Raw genomic sequence first — 16,987 nt, 5'->3', positions numbered from 1 at the left:
ACGGGCATGAGGCGCGCAGGTGATTACGCTAGCTGTGGAAACCGGTGAAGATTGGTGGGAAGTGGAGGCGCTTTATGACCTCTGCTTTGCGCCGGGGCGTGAGGCGCTGTCTTCGTACCGTTTGCGGGATGGTGTGGACCCTGTGGCGGGGCTATCGCTTGTTGCTCGGGATGCTGACGGAATCTTGGCGGGGGCCATCCGTTACTGGCCGGTGAAGATTGGCGCTGTGCAGTCCTTGTTGCTAGGCCCGGTGGCGGTGCACCCGACACACCAAGGCGAAGGTTTGGGCCGATCTTTGATTGAGGACAGCTTGCAACGCGCGGCCCCTTTGGGTTGGCAGCGGGTGATGCTGGTGGGGGATGCGTCGTATTATCAGCGGTTTGGTTTTGAGAAGCTGGAGGGCGTGGTGATGCCGCCGCCGACCAATCCAGACCGTGTGCTGGGCCGGGTGCTTGCGGAAGGCGCTTGGGATGGTGTTGTTGGGGATGTGGAGAGTGTGGGGTAGGCCTGCAAAAATGGCACCGAACCTACCGAGTGTTCTGTGATTCGCCTCGCCGAGTTGCCGCAGCTACAGGGCTTGGCTTAGAAGCTTTATTAAACGTTTGGGAACGGCATCACCGAAAAAACTACTGAAATCTTACTCCGCACCAAATGAAGAACTGTCTCCAAACCCATAGCATGGGAAGTAGCAGTACAAGGCCTATCCGCCCCTCCTTGGAAGTTTCTCCAGGGATGAGCATTGAAGCGGCGGTGATACCCAAAAGGGCGACGGATACGGTTAGTAGAATTAGCGTAACCACGCCTAGTAACACTATTAAGGGGCTACGACGCATTGATTTTTCTATTCCGTTTTAGAATCGTACTAACGATTAGTCATGTCCCTAGAGCGCCTCAAGAAGCAAGCTTTAGATCAAGTATTTATTCGTGCAGTTTCTGAAATGGTTGTCAAAAAGCGTGCCCGTTCGTCTGGTGGCGACGCATACAACGGTTGAAACCGAGACCGGTCCTATTACCTCTAACCCATGAACCAAATCGAGATTCTACCGGACGTTCCGGAGCAAGACATTGACGTAAACACCGAATTGGACGCTTTGGCCAAGCGCTATGGCGGGGCCAGTGGGCTGGGCATGAAAGTGCTTGGCGTGTTGGGCATGCCGGTGGCGGGGTTGCTCAAGAGCTTGCCCAATGAGGTTCAGAACGGACTGGGCGGGGCGACAGAAGTGGCCTTGATGCAGGCGGTGAAGTGGGCCGATGGCAGCCGGGGCTTGGTGAAAGATCAGCCGGATTGGATCAACGCCAGCGTCACGGCGGCGCTGGGCGCGGCGGGGGGCGCTGGGGGGGTGACGTCGTCACTGGCGGAATTGCCGATCACGATCACGGTTTTGCTGCGCGCGATTCAAGGCGTGGCGGTGCAATATGGGTTTGACCCGAGCCATGAGAGCGTGCGGTTTGATTGTGTGCGCGTGTTGGCGGCAAATGGGCCATTTGAGGAAGATCGCGGCGCGGATCTGGCGATGCTGGAACAGCGGGCGGGACTAGCAATGGGCGGCACCAAATGGATCAGCACGGTGATTGTGCCCAAGCTGGCGCCGGTGCTGGGGCAGAAGCTGGCGGCGCAGATGGTGCCGGTGATTGGCGCGGCGGCAGGCGCGGCGACAAATTACGCTTACACCAGTTATTATCAGGACATTGCACATGTGCATTTTGGCCTGCGCAAGCTGGCGGTGGAGGCGGATGTGTCGCCGGAGATGCTGGTGGAAGGTATGCGCAAGCGGTTGGGGAAAGAGTAGCCGGGCGACCGGCCACTTCCATCAACTGCTGCTGCGCAGATATTCCATCACGTCAGGGCGCACCGATTGCTCGCCGCGCTCCCGTGCGGCGTGGATCACACGGCGCAGCTCTCCCAGATCGACCCGACGGATCAGACTTTTTACTGGGCCAATCGAGGCTGGTCGCATCGACAGGTTGCGCAGGCCCATGGCGGCGAGACAAACGGCCTCAATTGGGCGGCCCGCGTCTTCGCCACAGAAACTGAGTGGCGTGCCGGTGTCGATGCAGCGGTTTACGATGCCTTCGAGGAAAGTCAGGAAGCTGACGTTGAGCGTGTCATAGCGGCGACGTACGCGTTCGTTTTCGCGGTCTGCGGCAAAGAAGAACTGTTTCAGGTCGTTGCCGCCAATGGAGAGGAAGTCGACCTCTTCGTAGAATTTTTTGGGGGCAAAGGCCAAAGACGGGGTTTCCAGCATTGCGCCCACTTCGATCTCGGACGGGAGCGGATGGCCAAGGATTGTCTCGCGCTCAATGGCTTTGTCCACTTCGGCTTTAGCGGCTGTGTATTCTTCATACTGCGCAATGAAGGGGAACATGATGGTCAAGGGACGGCCATTGGCAGCCCGCAAAAGCGCTTGAAGCTGCATGCGCATAACGCCGGGTTTGTCCAAAGCCACACGCACCGCGCGCCAACCCAGCGCCGGGTTGGGCTCGTCTTGCGGCGCCATGTAAGGCAGGACTTTGTCTGAGCCAATGTCGAGCGTGCGGAAGACCACACGTTTGCCTGCGGCCGCGTCCATAACGGTGGCATAGAGCTGCGCCAGCTCGGTCCGTTTGGGCATTTGGTTGCGGATCAGGAATTGTAGTTCGGTGCGGAACAGGCCAACACCTTCCGCGCCAGAGGACTCCAGCGACGGCAAGTCAGCCATCAGGCCCGCGTTCATCGTCAGGTGCACCACCGCGCCATCGCGGCTTTTGGCTTCTTTGTCGCGGATGCTGGCGTAGCGTTCCTGCGCTTTGGCGGCCATGGCGATCTTGTCGCGGAAGGCGGTCACAACCGTGTCGTCCGGGCGCAGGTGCACAACGCCCTGATCGCCGTCTACCATAATGTGGTCGCCATTCAGCGCCTCGGTGGTGATTTTGTCGGCGTGGATCACCAAAGGGATCGCCAAAGCGCGGGCAACGATGGCCGCGTGGCTGCCGACCGAGCCTTCTTCCAGCACGATGCCCCGGAGTTTGCGGCCATATTCCAGCAGCTCGGCCGGGCCGATGTTGCGTGCAATCAGGATGGGATCGGTTGGCATGTCCGCGCCGGTCTCGCTGCCTTGGCCGGTGAGAATGCGCAGCAGGCGGTTGGACAAGTCGTCGAGATCATGCAGGCGTTCGCGCAGATACTGGTCGGTGACCTGCTCCATGCGGGCACGGGCGGTGGATTGTTCTTTCTCCACAGCGGCTTCTGCGGATAGGCCGCGGGCGATGTCCTGCTCCATGCGCTTCATCCAGCCTTTGGAATTGGCAAACATGCGGTAGGCTTCGAGCACTTCCAGCTGCTCTTTGTCGCCGCGTTTCACCCCATCGAGCATTTTGTCGACACCCACACGCAGCTCTTCGACAGCGTTGTGCAGGCGAGGGAGCTCCACATCCGGATCATCGGCCACTGGATTTGTGACCACGACGCGCGGTTCGTGTAACCAGACATGGCCCTCGCTTGCGCCTTCCTGTCCACAGGTGCCGCGAAAGAGTTCAGATTGCTGGTGCAGCGCACTCATGGCGGCGCCTTCGCCAATAAAGGCGCCCAGTTCGGTCATTTCGGCCAGCACCATGGCAACCACTTCCAAAGCGTAAACCTCATCCGGGGAATAGCCACGTTTGTCTTTGGACTGCACCACCAGCACACCAAGGTTGTCGCCCAGGCGCTGCACCGGCACGCCACAGAAGCTGGAGTAGATCTCTTCGCCGGTTTCCGGCATGTAGCGGAAGCCTTTTGCGCTGGGAGCGTCGTCAGTGTTCACCACTTTAGAGGTGCGCGCCACGCGGCCCACAAGGCCTTCGCCCACACGCATGCGGGTTTGGTGTACCGCTTCGGCATTCAGGCCTTCGGTGGCGCAGAGTTCCAGAGTTTCTTCGTCGCGAAACAGATAGATCGAGCAGACCTCTGTGCCCATAGACGTGGCAATCAGATGGGTGATTTTGTCCAGACGCTCTTGCCCAGCACTGTCCTCAGCCAAAGCATCGCGCAGACGCCCCAGAAGTTTGCGGCTCTCGGTCTCGGTTTTTTGCACCATCTGAGGTGGGGTCCTTGTCGCTACTCGGGGCCGAATAGAACACAACATAGAGGGAATCAAAACGGTTTATGCTGAAGTTCAGGCGGCAATATTACGCCGCAATGCAGCGATTTTTTGGAAGAAAATTCGAAAAAGGCGTTTTGGGGCTTATGGGGCAGGATTTCTTTGCGTAAAGGCGCGCGCTGCAGCGTAGCGAGGGCGTCGGTGCTGTGCGACCAAATGGAGGCCAAAAGAGGCAAAATGCCGCAAATTCGGGCGTTTATGAAGCGGCAATAAAAAACGCGCGGCCGGTGGGCCGCGCGTGGTGTTTTGGGGCAGACTGGTTAGCCAGCTTTTTCCAGCTCAAAGGCGTCGTGCAGCGATTGCACCGCCAGCTCCATATATTTGCGGTCAATCAACACCGAGATTTTGATCTCCGAGGTGGTGATGACTTTGATGTTCACGCCTTCGTCGGACAGCACTTTGAACATCTTGGCCGCGACGCCAGATTGCGAGCGCATGCCGATGCCCACAACAGAGACTTTGGAGACATCTTCGTCGATCACCAGCTCTGCGAAGTTCAACCCGCCGGAGGTTTTGAGCTCGTCCAGCGCGGTTCCGGCGCGTTTCACCTGATCGGTAGGCAGGGAGTAGGTCATATCTGTGCGGCCATCTTCCGAGATGTTTTGCACGATCATGTCCACGTTTACGCCTGCATCGCTGAGGCAGCCGAAGATGATGGAGGCGATGCCCGGGCGGTCGGCCACCGACAGCAGGGTCATTTTGGCTTCGTCGCGGGAGTAGGCCACACCGGCCACAACATTGGATTCCATGATTTCCTCCTCATCGCAGACCAGCGTGCCGGCCTCGTCGGATTGTTCTTCAAAAGAGCTGAGTACGCGCAGTTTCACTTTGTAGCGCATGGCCAGCTCGACAGAGCGAGTTTGCAGGACCTTGGCGCCCAGTGAGGCCAGTTCCAGCATTTCTTCAAAAGCAATTTTGTCCAGCTTGCGGGCTTTGGCGCAGATGCGTGGGTCGGTGGTGTAGACCCCGTCCACGTCAGTGTAGATGTCGCAGCGTTCCGCCCCGAAGGCGGCGGCAAACGCCACGGCGGTGGTGTCAGAGCCACCGCGCCCCAATGTGGTGATGCGGCCCTCGTCAGAGATGCCCTGGAAGCCAGCCACCACAGCCACGCGCATGCCTTCGCCAAATTTGGCGTTTAAGTTGTCGGTGGGGATCTCTTCGATCCGGGCCTGGCTGTGTGCCGAGGTGGTTTTGAGTGGCACCTGCCAGCCTTGCCAGCTGCGGGCCGGGACGTCCATTTCCTGCAAAGTCAGCGCCATCAGGCCAGCGGTGACGTTTTCACCGGAGCTGACAATGGCGTCATATTCGCGCGCATCATAGAGCGGGGATGTTTCATCCACAAAGCCAACAAGCTTGTTGGTTTCGCCGGACATGGCAGAGACAATGACAATCACGTCATAGCCTTTGGCCACTTCCACACCGACGCGTTTTGCGGCGCGGCGGATGCGGTCCAGGTTGGCGACAGAGGTGCCACCGAATTTCATCACAAGTACGGGCATGGCGCGTCCTTATATCGTAAGTCGCAGGCGGTGTACGCGGTTGATGGTCAAGAGGCAAGAAGGATTGGCGCGGGAGGCCGGCGTGTGTGGCGGTGGCGCAAAGCTTGAGGGCAGGGCGAGAGCGGGGGCCAACCCCTCCGGCACATGGGATGTGCCTCCTCCCCGGGATATTTAGGGAATGAGAATGCGGGGTCAGACCGGGTGCGCGCGGCCGTCCCAGGTTTCAAAGCAGCCGGTTGTGTCCAGACTGAGCGCGTGGAATCGCTCGACCAGCCCGGCGGTGGACTCAGCCACGGTGATGTCGCCGGCGTCGCCACCCATATCGGTTTTTACCCAGCCGGGATGATAGATGCCGACAGCGATGCCGATGTGTTTGAGGTCTTGTGCCAGGTTGAGGCCAAGGTTCAGCGCGGCGGCTTTTGACGCGCGGTAGATGTAGCCGCCACCTCCCACCTTGGTGGAGGAGCCCATCTGGCTTGAAATGATCGCAATTTTGGGGTTTTGCGCCAGTTGTAGGTTGGGCAACAGGTTTTGCACGGTCAGGAACACGCCAGTGACATTGGCGGCGAAGGAGTTGGCCCAAAGCTCTGGCGCGTAGCCGTCTGCGAGGTTTTGACCTTTGTCCAGAAACACACCGGCGTTGCAAATCAGCAGGTCTACCGGTTGGGTGTCCAGCGCCTGTGCCATGGCGCGCTGGCTATCTGCGTCGGTCACATCCAGTTGAAGGCATTCGCCGCCTGTGCGGCTGGTGCCGGTGACCTGATGGCCTTGGGCGCGCAGGGTTTGATCAAGCGCCAGTCCTATGCCGCGGTTGGCGCCGGTGATGACTACATGCATGGGGTGGCTCCTTGTGGGGGATCAGTTGGTCTTGCGGCCAATGTTGAAAGGCAGTGGGGCAACCGGTACGCCATCGTCAATCAGGGCTTTGGCCTCTTCTACCTTGGCTTCCCCATAGATGGGGCGCTCAGGCGCCTCGCCATCGTGCATGGCGCGGGCTTCGCTGGCGAAGTCTTTGCCAACGTAGTCCGAGTTGGCCTCGACGTGGGTGCGCAGTTCTTTAAGCGCCTGTTCTGCCGGAGACGCGGGAGCGCTCAACGGGCCGGGTGCGCTTGGTGTCTTGGGGGCTGGCGCCGGTGTTGTGTCTTGCGGCTGTGTCGCGGCGGAGCGGGCAGGGCGCACGCGCGGGGCCATCATTGCCTTTTCCACGTGGGTGTCGCCGCAGACCGCACAGGACACCATGCCGGCAGCCTTGAGTTTGTCAAAGGCGTCTGCGGATTGGAACCAGCTGTCAAAGCGGTGGTCGTTGGCGCATTTAAGTGTGTAGTTGATCATTGAAGTGACGTGCCTAGGTTCTGTTGCGCGAACATAGGCGTCCGGCCCCATGGGATCAAGCAAGCGTGGCTATGGCTTGGCGCGGATCATGTCGGGATCAAAGCTGCGCACCAATTGGGCCAAATCAGGATGATAGATGCGTTTGGCCGCCTTTTTGGGGCTGAGCCATTTGCGCTCACGCTGTCCGGCCTCCGGGTAGATGCGTGCGAGCTTGTCCACTTCGAGGGGGTAGACCAGCACGCGGATGGCTTGGCCGCGTTTGGCGCCGCGGGTTTTGCGATAGCGATAGGTGCCAAGGCAATATTTGCGGGCACGCCCGAGAATGCCCGCTTCTTCCCAGGCTTCTTGCGCGGCAGTTTTGTGAGGCTTGAGGCCGTCCATCGGCCAGCCTTTGGGCAGCAGCCATTGGCGGGTGCCACGTGAGGTGATCAGTAGTACCTCTGTCTTTCCTTTGTGGATGCGATAGGGCAGCGCGGCAAACTGGATGTTTTTTCCCCGCTTCTGCGCTTTGCGGATCATGGCCTCTGTCGCGGCCGGGTCAAGCAGGCCCATGTGATCTCCTAAGGCGTGTGCGTGCTGTGGTGGCGGTACTCTAGCAGGGTGCTTGGGGGGGCCAAGAGGCGGTGCGAGATTTCTTTCTGGCCTGTGTCTGGCCTGGGTTTGGGATTTTGTGGGAAAGATATGGGAATTATGTTTGGGAAATCATGGGATCGGCTTGGGAGGGGAGGCGGATTTGCGCCGAATCGGTTTGGCGATGGCGGGAATTTGCCTCTATTTCGCGGTGGTTGCGGGGTGCTCTTGACGTTCTGTGGAGAAAAAGTGGGATAACTTGGGAAAAATTTTGGCGCTGTGTTTGGGGTGCTATTTTGTGGGTGTTGGCACTGACTTCGGCTAGATGTTGCGGTGCGGTCTACGCTTTTTCCTTCTGATTTACGCGTTTGGGCCGGTTTTGAGCGCTCGGGCGAGCGGTTCGCCCGCAAATTCCTGTTGATTTCCATGAATTCCCATGGCATCCCTAATTACACGATGAAGACGGGACATAAAGAGAGGCGCTAAGACCTCCGATCCCAAGTCAGGTTTCATACAGGCACCCGCTTTCATCGAAAAAAAGAGATCCGGTGCGTGGGCGAGCAGAACATCCCCCCAGGTGGCACGCGCAACTGGACTACCCGCAAAAGCGGGACGAGGGCGGCGGATTGATCAGTGGCAGCAGATCAATCCGCCGTTTTCCCTTCCGGCCCCGGGGTGGTCGGAGCAACAGGTTGAAAGGGGCCATAGGCAGTGGCGCTCATGTTTCGCGGCGAAAGCCGTAACAAGGTGGATAGCAAGGGACGGATGTCGATTCCGGCCAAGTTCCGCCGTGTGCTTGAAGCAGGCGACCCTGAGTGGAAAAGTGGCGAAAACCCCAACCTGGTGATTGTCTACGGCGGCAAAACGCGCGATTTCCTGGAATGTTTCACGGTTGAGGCGATGGATGATGTGGTGGCCCGCATCATGAAAATGCCCCGTGGCAGCAAAAAGCGCCTCGCGCTTTCGAAATTATACCTCACCCAATCTCTGGAAGTGTCGGTGGATGAAACCGGCCGTCTGGTGTTGCCCAAAGAGCAGCGCGACAAGATTGGGCTTGAGAATATGGCCTTCTTCGGTGGTAAAGGCGATACGTTTGAGATCTGGAACCCAGAGACATATGACGCGACCCAAGAAGAAGCGCTGGAAGCGGATGATGATTTTGATCCGGACGCTGACCCCTCCATTTATCTCGATGGCGACGAGGATTTCTAAGCATGGCGACGTCAGATGAACCCGCCGCCAAACGCCCTCACATTCCCGTTCTACTTGCGCCGTTGCTGCGCGAAGTGGCGCCGGTGTCGGGCCGTTGGCTGGATGGCACCTTTGGGGCGGGCGGCTATACCCGTGGATTGATCGAGGCCGGGGCCAGTAAGGTTTACGGTGTGGATCGTGATCCCCTGGCGTTTGAGATGGCCGCGCCCTGGGTGGGCGACTATGGCGATCAGATTGAGCTGGTTGGCGGCGTGTTCTCCAAAATGGATGAGTATGCGCAGGATTTGGACGGGGTGGTGCTTGACCTTGGGGTGAGCTCCATGCAGCTGGATCTGGCAGAGCGCGGCTTTTCATTTATGAAAGACGGCCCGCTGGACATGCGCATGAGCCAAGATGGGCTCTCCGCTGCCGATTTGGTGAATGAGGCAGAAGAGGCTGAGATCGCCAATATTCTCTATCAATATGGCGAGGAGCGCGCGAGCCGCCGTATTGCAAAAGCCATTGTGCGGGAGCGGGCGGTTGAGCGGATCACCACAACATTGCGATTGGCGGGTATTGTCGAAAGTTGTTTGCCACGCTCCAAGCCGGGGCAGAGCCATCCGGCGACACGCAGTTTCCAAGGGCTGCGGATTGCGGTGAATGATGAATATGGTGAGCTGTTTCGTGGCTTGATGGCGGCGGAGCGGGCGCTCAAACCCGGTGGTTTGCTGGCGGTTGTGACTTTCCATTCGGTGGAAGATCGCATGGTGAAGCGGTTTATGCAGAGCCGCGCAGGCAAGACTGGCAATGTGAACCGATATGCGCCAGAGACCGAACAAGACAAACCGGCGTTTGAGCTGATCACCCGTAAGGCTGTTGGGCCGGATCCGGATGAGTTGGAAGACAATCCGCGGGCACGCTCGGCCAAGTTGCGCGTGGCGCGGCGCACCGATGCACCTTTCGGTGACATTGCGGAAAAAGCTATTGGCATGCCGACACTTGGGGGACGTAAGTGATGCGGATGGTGTTGTTCATCCTGGCCGCAGGGATGGTGATTGGGCTCTCGGTCTGGGCCTATCAAGAGAACTATCGTACTCAGGCGATGATTGGTGAGACCGAGCGCTTGCAGCGTGAGATCGGCGAGGCGCGGGCGCGTCTGGCTGTGTTGAAGGCGGAGTGGGCTTACCTCAACCGTCCGGACCGGCTGCGTGATCTGACGGAAATCAACTACAACGACATGCAGCTTTTGCCGCTGCGCCCAGATCAGTTTGGCCGCATTGAGCAGGTGGCGTTTCCATCTAACGACGCGCCGATTACGTTTGAGAATGCCGTCGAAGTCTCCTCTGAGGAGGCCAAGCCATGATCCGCAAGCCTTTACGCCCTCTGGCGTCGATTTTGCACGCGCGCAGTGCCGGAGAAAACCCCGATCAGATTGAACGTGCGAACCTGCGTGAGCGCCACGAAGAGATGCGCAACAAAGGGCGAGCGCGGGCTGAAGGCCGATTGTTGATCATGGGCGTGCTGTTTGCGGGCGCGTTTTTGACGGTTGGCGCGCGGATGGCTGTTGTCAGCACGTCTGAGGCCACCGAGCCGCGCACCAGTTATGCGGGTAGTCGTATTCAGGCGGAGCGGGCGGATATTGTCGACCGTCAGGGCCGCATTCTGGCGACCAACCTGGAAACACACTCCATCTATGCGCATCCGCATGAGATGATTGATCCGGCCTACGCGGCGCAGAAGTTGGCGGAGATCTTCCCTGATTTGGATGCCGCGAAGCTGGAGCGCCGGTTTAATGATGGGCGTAAGTTCTACTGGGTGAAGAAAAAGATCTCCCCGGAGCAAAAACAGGCCGTGCATGACATTGGCGAGCCGGGCTTGCTGTTTGGGCGTCGCGAAATGCGGCTTTATCCAAACGGGCGTCTGGCGGCGCATATTCTGGGTGGGGCGTCTTTTGGCGAAGAAGACGTGCATGACGCCGAATTGGTGGGTGTTGCGGGCGTTGAGAAGTACTTTGACGATGCGCTGCGTGATCCGGCCAATGGTGACAAAGCACTAACCCTGTCGATTGATTTGACGGTGCAAACCGCAGCGGAGCGGGTGCTTTGGGGCGGCATGAAACTGATGAACGCCAAAGGCGCGAGCTCGGTTTTGATGGATGCGCACACCGGCGAGATTGTCTCTATGGTGAGCCTGCCGGATTTTGACCCGAACAACCGGCCCAATCCACCCGTGCAGGGGCAGGCGGCGGACAGCCCGCTGTTTAACCGTGCGGTGCAGGGGCTGTATGAGCTGGGGTCGACGTTCAAGATTTTCACGGCAGCACAGTCGATGGAACTTGGGCTGGCGAACCCGGAAACTAAGATCAACACCGCAGGTCCGTTGCGTTGGGGTAAATTTAAAATCCGTGATTTCCGCAACTACGGCGCGCAGTTGACACTGACCAAGGTGATCGTGAAGTCTTCCAACATTGGCACCGCGCGTATGGCGCAGGTGATTGGCGCGGCGCGGCAGCAGGATTTCCTGAAACAGCTTGGCTTCTTTGAGCCAACACCAGTGGAACTGGTCGAAGCCAAAGGCGCCCAGCCGCTGTTGCCAAAAAACTGGTCCGAGCTGTCGACCATGACCATTTCCTATGGCCACGGTATGTCGGCCAGCCCGTTGCATTTGGCGGCAGGCTATGCGGCGATTGCCAATGGCGGCACCAAGGTGGTTCCGACGATCCTGAAACAGGACAACGTGGTTAAAGGTGAGCGGGTGATGACACTTGCCAGCGCCGAAGCCTCTCGACTGATGCTACGCAAAGTGGTGAGCGAAGGCACGGCCTCCTTTGGCGAGGTGCCGGGATACGCTGTCGGTGGCAAAACCGGCACCGCAGACAAGCCTTTGGAGAGCGGGCGCGGGTATTATGAGGACAAGGTGATTGCCACCTTTGCCGCCATGTTCCCAGCGCATGATCCCAAATATGTGCTGATCCTGAGCCTGGATGAGCCGGTGGAAACCTCTGGTGATGAACCGCGACGGACAGCGGGTTGGACCGCAGTGCCGGTGGCGGCAGAGATGATCACACGCGTGGCGCCGCTTTTAGGGCTGCGTCCCGAGGTTGAGCCTGCGCCTTTGGCTGATATAACGCTGACATCAAACTAAGCCAAATAAGGGCATTCACAGATGGCAGCAGGCACAAAACAGCTTTCAGAATTGGGTCTGACAGCCATGGGTGGGCTGAACCCGGCGATCACCGGTTTGGCAGTGGACAGCCGTGAGGTGAAAGATGGGTTTCTCTTTGCTGCTTTGCCGGGCACGCGGGTGCATGGCGGGACGTTTATCCAGTTTGCCCTTCGCATGGGCGCGGCGGCGATCCTGACCGATGCGGCGGGCGCCAAGATTGCCGAACAGGAGTTGGCCGCAAGTGACGCCGCGCTGGTGATTGCCGAAGATCCGCGTCAGGCGCTGGCCTATACGGCGGCGCTTTATTTTGGCAAGCAACCCGGGATCATGGCGGCGGTCACGGGCACCAATGGCAAGACCTCAGTGGCGACCTTCCTGCGCATGATCTGGCAGGAGTTGGGGCTTGAGGCGGTGAATCTTGGCACAACTGGGGTTGAGGGTGACTTCACGGCGCCGCTCAATCACACCACGCCAGAACCGATCACCTTGCATCGCACGTTGGCGGCTGCGGCGGACGCCGGGATTGGCTTTGCCGCGATGGAGGCCAGCTCGCATGGCTTGGCGCAGTGTCGTTTGGATGGGGTGCAATTGAAGGCGGCGGGGTTCACCAATTTTACGCAGGATCACCTCGATTATCACGAGACCTTTGACGAGTATTTCAACGCCAAGGCAGGGCTGTTTGGCCGGGTGTTGCCAGATGATGGCACGGCGGTGATCAATGTGGACGATCCGCGCGGACTGGATATGGCGATCATTGCCGGGGGCCGTGGTCAGGGTGTGATCACCGTGGGTAAGGCTGAGGCGGACCTCGCGCTGATGGCGCAGCGGTTTGATGCCACGGGGCAGGACATTCGGTTTACATTCCGGGGCAAGGCCTACCAACAACGCCTGAACTTGCTGGGCGGGTTTCAGGCGGAAAACGTCTTGTTGGCCTCAGGATTGGCGATTGCCTGTGGAGCGGAGCCGGAGCGGGTGTTTGAGGTTTTGCATGAGCTCAAAGGCGTGCGCGGGCGGATGCAGTTGGCGGCGACGCGGGAAAACGGCGCGGCGGTCTTTGTCGACTACGCCCACACACCGGATGCGGTTGCGACAGCGCTTCAGGCGATGCGCCCGCATGTGATGGGGCGTTTGATTGTGATTGTTGGCGCGGGCGGCGATCGCGACGCGGCCAAACGTCCGTTGATGGGGCAGGCGGCAGCGCAAAACGCCGATGTAGTCTATGTCACCGATGACAACCCGCGCACGGAAGATCCGGCCACGATCCGGGCGGCTGTCATGGAAGGCGCGCCAGAGGCCACAGAGGTGGATGACCGCGCCAAAGCCATTTTGTTGGCAGTGGATGCGCTGGGGCCCGGCGATACGTTGTTGATCGCAGGCAAAGGCCACGAAACCGGTCAGATTGTGGGCGAGGATGTGTTGCCGTTTGATGATTGTGAACAGGCCAGTGTGGCCGTGGCTGCTCTGGACGGGGGGATCGCATGAGCCTGTGGACATCTGAAGCGGCTGCAAAGGCCACCGGTGGCAAAGCCAAAACTGCGTGGGCCTGCAATGGTGTGTCGATTGACACGCGTACCATTGAACCAGGCGATTTGTTTGTGGCGTTGACGGCGGCGCGGGACGGGCACGAGTTTGTGGCGCAGGCGTTGGAAAAAGGCGCGGCTGCGGCCTTAGTGAGCCGGGTGCCGAAAGGCGTGTCTCCAGATGCGCCATTGTTGATTGTCGACGATGTGCTGGAAGGGCTGGAGGCGTTGGGTAACGCCGGCCGCGCCCGCACGGACGCGCGGGTTGTGGCGGTAACGGGTTCGGTTGGCAAAACCTCCACCAAAGAAATGCTGCGCGCCATTCTGGAAGAGCAGGGCCGGACCCATGCTTCTGTGGCGAGCTATAACAACCATTGGGGCGTGCCGCTGACCCTCGCGCGGATGCCGCAGGACACCGAGTTTGCGGTGATCGAGATTGGCATGAACCATCCCGGTGAGATTTCACCGCTGGCAAAGATGGCCCGCCCACATGTGGCCTTGGTGACCACGGTGGCGGCGGTGCATCTGGAGGCCTTTGAGAACGTTGAAGGTATCGCGCAGGAGAAGGCGGCGGTGTTTGACGGGTTGGAAGCAGGTGGCGTGGCGATTGTGAACGCGGACATTGAGACCGCAGACGTGTTGCGCAGCCATGCGCAGAGATTGTCAGCCGAGATCCAGGACTTTGGCGAAAGTGCAAAGGACTGGCGACTGGGCGACGTTAAGCTGACCGGCAACATCACTGTTGCCCGTGCCATTCACGGCGGCGATTTGGCGATGTTCAAAGTGCAAAGCGCCGGACGGCATTTTGCGATGAACGGGCTGGGGGCTTTGGCTTCTGCTGAGGCATTGGGTGCCGATTTGGCGCTGTCGGTGGCGGCTTTGGGCCGTTGGACGCCTTTTGTCGGCCGCGGCGCGCGGGAAACCATTTATCTCGATCCGGTGGAAACTGAACGCACGTTGGAGTTGATCGATGAGGCCTATAATGCCAATCCAACCAGCCTTGGGGCAGCGCTGGAGGTTCTGGCGGCTGCGAAACCAACAGATGGCGTGGGCCGGATTGGCAAGGGGCGGCGGATTGCCTTTGTTGGTGATATGAAAGAGCTGGGCCCGCAAGAGGTTGAGATGCATGCGGAGTTGGCTGCGCATCCGGCAATGGCTGACATTGATATTGTGCATTGCGTGGGGCCGTTGATGCGCCGTTTGCACGCGGCCTTGCCCGAAGAAAAGCAAGGGCAATGGGCGGAGACAACGGCGGAGATTGTCCCGGATGTACGCAAACTGGTGGATGCCGGTGACGTGGTTATGATCAAAGGCAGCCTGTCGATGGCATTGGCCAAGGTGGTTGACGCCATCCGCAAACTGGGCCATCCCGCCCCGCAATCCAAGAACGAGGACGCGTAATGTTTTATTGGCTGACCAGTCTGTCAGACGGCGGTGATTTTTTTAACCTGTTTCGCTACATCACTTTCCGCGCCGGTGGCGCGTTTATGACGGCACTGATCTTTGGGTTCCTGTTTGGGCGCCCTTTGATTGACGTGCTGCGCCGCAAGCAGGGCAAAGGCCAGCCGATCCGGGACGATGGTCCTGAGGGGCATTTTGTCAAAGCTGGCACGCCCACGATGGGGGGCTTGTTGATTGTTGGCGCGCTGGTGACCTCGACCTTGTTATGGGCACGATGGGACAACGGCTTTGTTTGGATGGTGTTGTTTGTGACATTGGCCTACGGACTGATTGGTTTTGCGGATGATTACGCCAAAGTGTCCAAGCAGAACACCAAAGGCGTGTCGAGCAAAGTGCGCCTGCTCCTGGGGTTCTTGATTGCAGGTGTGGCCGGGGTCTGGGCCACCTATTTGCAGCCCGAAACGCTGCAATTTCAACTGGCTGTGCCGGTGTTCAAAGAAGTCCTGATCAACCTCAGCTGGGCCTATATCCCGTTTGCCATGTTTGTTGTGGTGGGCGCGGCCAATGCGGTGAACCTGACAGATGGTCTGGATGGTCTGGCGATCATGCCGGTGATGATTGCCGCCGGTGCGTTGGGTGTGATTGCCTACGCCGTGGGCCGGGTCGACTTCACCCAGTATTTGGATGTGCACTACGTGCCGGGCACCGGTGAAATCCTGATCTTTGTGGCAGGGCTCATTGGCGGCGGTTTGGGCTTCTTGTGGTACAACGCGCCTCCGGCTGCGGTGTTTATGGGCGACACGGGCTCGCTGGCTTTGGGCGGCGCCATTGGCGCCATTGCCGTGGCGACCAAGCACGAGCTGGTTCTGGGCATCATTGGTGGTCTGTTTGTGGTGGAGGCGCTGAGCGTCATCATTCAGGTGCTCTACTTCAAACGCACCGGCAAACGTGTGTTCCTGATGGCGCCAATCCATCATCACTATGAGAAAAAAGGCTGGTCTGAGCCACAGATTGTGATCCGCTTCTGGATCATTGCGGTGATCCTAGCAATGATTGGACTGGCGACGCTGAAACTGCGATAAGGGGGTTTTATTGTAGTTTTGGAAAAGTGAAATGGGTTTAGATGATTTTGAAGGACATGAAGAACATAAAGCCGACCGTTGCATTCTCCATATAGGGCCGCCCAAAACCGGTAGTACGACCATTCAGCGAACTCTCAGCCGCGCGGCGCCAAAATTGGTGTCATCCGGAGTGCTGTATCCATCCGTCGCCGTGAATCATCGGTTCCTGGCGACTTTGTGCTCCAGCGATCCAATGCGTCTGCGTCAGGTGACGAAGCACAACATAACCCAGGCTGAGGTTATGGCGCGCAACTTGGAGAGCCAGCAGCTGTTTGAGGCCGAGTTCCGCGCCACAAAACCTCGGCTTTTGATATTGAGTTCGGAACACTTGGTGCAATTGCACCAAGACAGACGCGGGCTGGACACGCTGCGGGACTATCTATTGAGATTTGCAAAGCGTGTAGACGTCATATTCTATGTGCGTGACCCGCTTTTGTTGATGATCAGTCGGTTGTTTCACGGCATTAAGCGCGGTGACCGGAGGTTAAATGCTCCGTTGGGCAATATGCCCGAGTCTCCGGCGCCAGAAATAATTGAAGCCTATCGCGCAGTTTTTGGTTCTGACCATCTCAAGTTACTGATGTTTCCGGGGGATTTGACACGCAAGACGGACATTATGGAGAGCTTCTGGCGTACCGTGGGTCTGTCGGCGCTAGGTCGTGAAATTGACACCGTAAATGCGAACCAATCTCTCTCCGGTGCAGGGCTGCTGATTGCAGATGCTTTGTCAGACATTCAAGATGACAACTCAAACCGTGTTATGAATGGCTCTCGTCTGCAGCACATTCGCGGGCCAAAACTTCGGTTGGAGGCCGCCAGCGTCGCACAGATGCGCGCGCGTTGTGAGGAAACCTACAGATATTACCGCGAGACATGGGGCATTGAGTTCCCTGATCGCGATCTGGAAGGACCACCGCCGACACAGCAAGACCTTTTCACCGCTGACTCGGTGCAAGGGATCGCGCAAACCTTTTCCGAGGTGGCTGAAGAGTTGAAGGCGGCCAAGCGGGAAGTCGCGCAGTTGCGACGCAAGCTCAATCAGGAAAAAAGTAGACAATAGTGCCTGTGTT

At 58.7% G+C, this 16,987-nt stretch carries 15 protein-coding genes; 10 read left to right on the top strand and 5 right to left on the bottom strand.

Translation table 11 applies throughout. The features are described from left to right. The first annotated feature begins 19 nt into the window (after positions 1-19). Together JXR15_RS07315 and JXR15_RS07310 are read left to right on the top strand one after the other, a co-directional pair. Entirely contained in the window at positions 20-505 is a 486-nt protein-coding gene (locus JXR15_RS07315; protein WP_422052576.1) for a GNAT family N-acetyltransferase, read from the top strand. Between the two features lie 517 nt (positions 506-1,022). Next, positions 1,023-1,790: an EcsC family protein gene (locus tag JXR15_RS07310; RefSeq protein WP_422052575.1), complete on the top strand. Its 768-nt coding sequence runs from the start codon at positions 1,023-1,025 to the stop codon at positions 1,788-1,790. 21 nt (positions 1,791-1,811) lie between these two features. Here JXR15_RS07310 and ptsP read toward each other — a convergent pair whose 3' ends face one another. From ptsP to JXR15_RS07285, 5 genes are all read right to left on the bottom strand, one after another. Continuing rightward, positions 1,812-4,055 carry a phosphoenolpyruvate--protein phosphotransferase gene (ptsP, locus tag JXR15_RS07305; RefSeq protein WP_422052574.1) on the bottom strand — a complete coding sequence of 748 codons (2,244 nt, stop codon included), beginning with the start codon at positions 4,053-4,055 and terminating at the stop codon, positions 1,812-1,814. 323 nt (positions 4,056-4,378) lie between these two features. Beyond that, positions 4,379-5,617: an aspartate kinase gene (locus tag JXR15_RS07300; protein WP_422052573.1), complete on the bottom strand. Its 1,239-nt coding sequence runs from the start codon at positions 5,615-5,617 to the stop codon at positions 4,379-4,381. Positions 5,618-5,809: 192 nt separating this feature from the next. Beyond that, positions 5,810-6,454, bottom strand: coding sequence for an SDR family NAD(P)-dependent oxidoreductase (locus JXR15_RS07295; protein ID WP_422052572.1), 645 nt, complete (start codon positions 6,452-6,454; stop codon positions 5,810-5,812). 21 nt (positions 6,455-6,475) lie between these two features. Beyond that, positions 6,476-6,949, bottom strand: coding sequence for a DUF1178 family protein (locus JXR15_RS07290; protein WP_422052571.1), 474 nt, complete (start codon positions 6,947-6,949; stop codon positions 6,476-6,478). Positions 6,950-7,018: 69 nt separating this feature from the next. Beyond that, positions 7,019-7,501, bottom strand: a complete 483-nt coding sequence (locus JXR15_RS07285) for an NUDIX hydrolase (RefSeq protein ID WP_422052570.1) — start codon at positions 7,499-7,501, stop codon at positions 7,019-7,021. A 738-nt stretch (positions 7,502-8,239) separates the two neighbouring features. Here JXR15_RS07285 and mraZ point away from each other — a divergent pair. From mraZ to JXR15_RS07245, 8 genes are all read left to right on the top strand, one after another. Further along, positions 8,240-8,731 (top strand): division/cell wall cluster transcriptional repressor MraZ, encoded by a 492-nt coding sequence (gene mraZ, locus JXR15_RS07280; protein WP_366140704.1) that lies wholly within the window; start codon positions 8,240-8,242, stop codon positions 8,729-8,731. Between the two features lie 2 nt (positions 8,732-8,733). Continuing rightward, positions 8,734-9,726, top strand: coding sequence for a 16S rRNA (cytosine(1402)-N(4))-methyltransferase RsmH (gene rsmH / locus JXR15_RS07275; RefSeq protein WP_422052569.1), 993 nt, complete (start codon positions 8,734-8,736; stop codon positions 9,724-9,726). Beyond that, positions 9,726-10,073, top strand: coding sequence for a cell division protein FtsL (gene ftsL / locus JXR15_RS07270; protein ID WP_295177963.1), 348 nt, complete (start codon positions 9,726-9,728; stop codon positions 10,071-10,073). Before rsmH ends, ftsL begins: the two co-directional genes overlap by 1 nt. Beyond that, on the top strand, positions 10,070-11,854 hold the full coding sequence (locus JXR15_RS07265) for a peptidoglycan D,D-transpeptidase FtsI family protein (protein ID WP_422052568.1): 1,785 nt from the start codon (positions 10,070-10,072) through the stop codon (positions 11,852-11,854). Before ftsL ends, JXR15_RS07265 begins: the two co-directional genes overlap by 4 nt. 21 nt (positions 11,855-11,875) lie before the next feature. Further along, on the top strand, positions 11,876-13,357 hold the full coding sequence (locus JXR15_RS07260; RefSeq protein WP_422052567.1) for a UDP-N-acetylmuramoyl-L-alanyl-D-glutamate--2,6-diaminopimelate ligase: 1,482 nt from the start codon (positions 11,876-11,878) through the stop codon (positions 13,355-13,357). Continuing rightward, positions 13,354-14,796: a UDP-N-acetylmuramoyl-tripeptide--D-alanyl-D-alanine ligase gene (locus JXR15_RS07255; protein WP_422052566.1), complete on the top strand. Its 1,443-nt coding sequence runs from the start codon at positions 13,354-13,356 to the stop codon at positions 14,794-14,796. Before JXR15_RS07260 ends, JXR15_RS07255 begins: the two co-directional genes overlap by 4 nt. After that, positions 14,796-15,878 (top strand): phospho-N-acetylmuramoyl-pentapeptide-transferase, encoded by a 1,083-nt coding sequence (gene mraY, locus JXR15_RS07250; RefSeq protein WP_422052565.1) that lies wholly within the window; start codon positions 14,796-14,798, stop codon positions 15,876-15,878. Before JXR15_RS07255 ends, mraY begins: the two co-directional genes overlap by 1 nt. Before the next feature lie 280 nt (positions 15,879-16,158). After that, positions 16,159-16,977: a hypothetical protein gene (locus JXR15_RS07245; RefSeq protein WP_422052564.1), complete on the top strand. Its 819-nt coding sequence runs from the start codon at positions 16,159-16,161 to the stop codon at positions 16,975-16,977. The last annotated feature ends 10 nt before the right edge of the window (positions 16,978-16,987 follow it).

Source organism: Shimia sp. (assembly GCF_049116215.1).
In the GTDB taxonomy this organism is placed as follows: Bacteria; Pseudomonadota; Alphaproteobacteria; order Rhodobacterales; family Rhodobacteraceae; genus Shimia.
The sequence above is the reverse complement of the archived record's forward strand: the minus strand, read 5'-3'. Positions and strand labels throughout refer to the sequence as shown.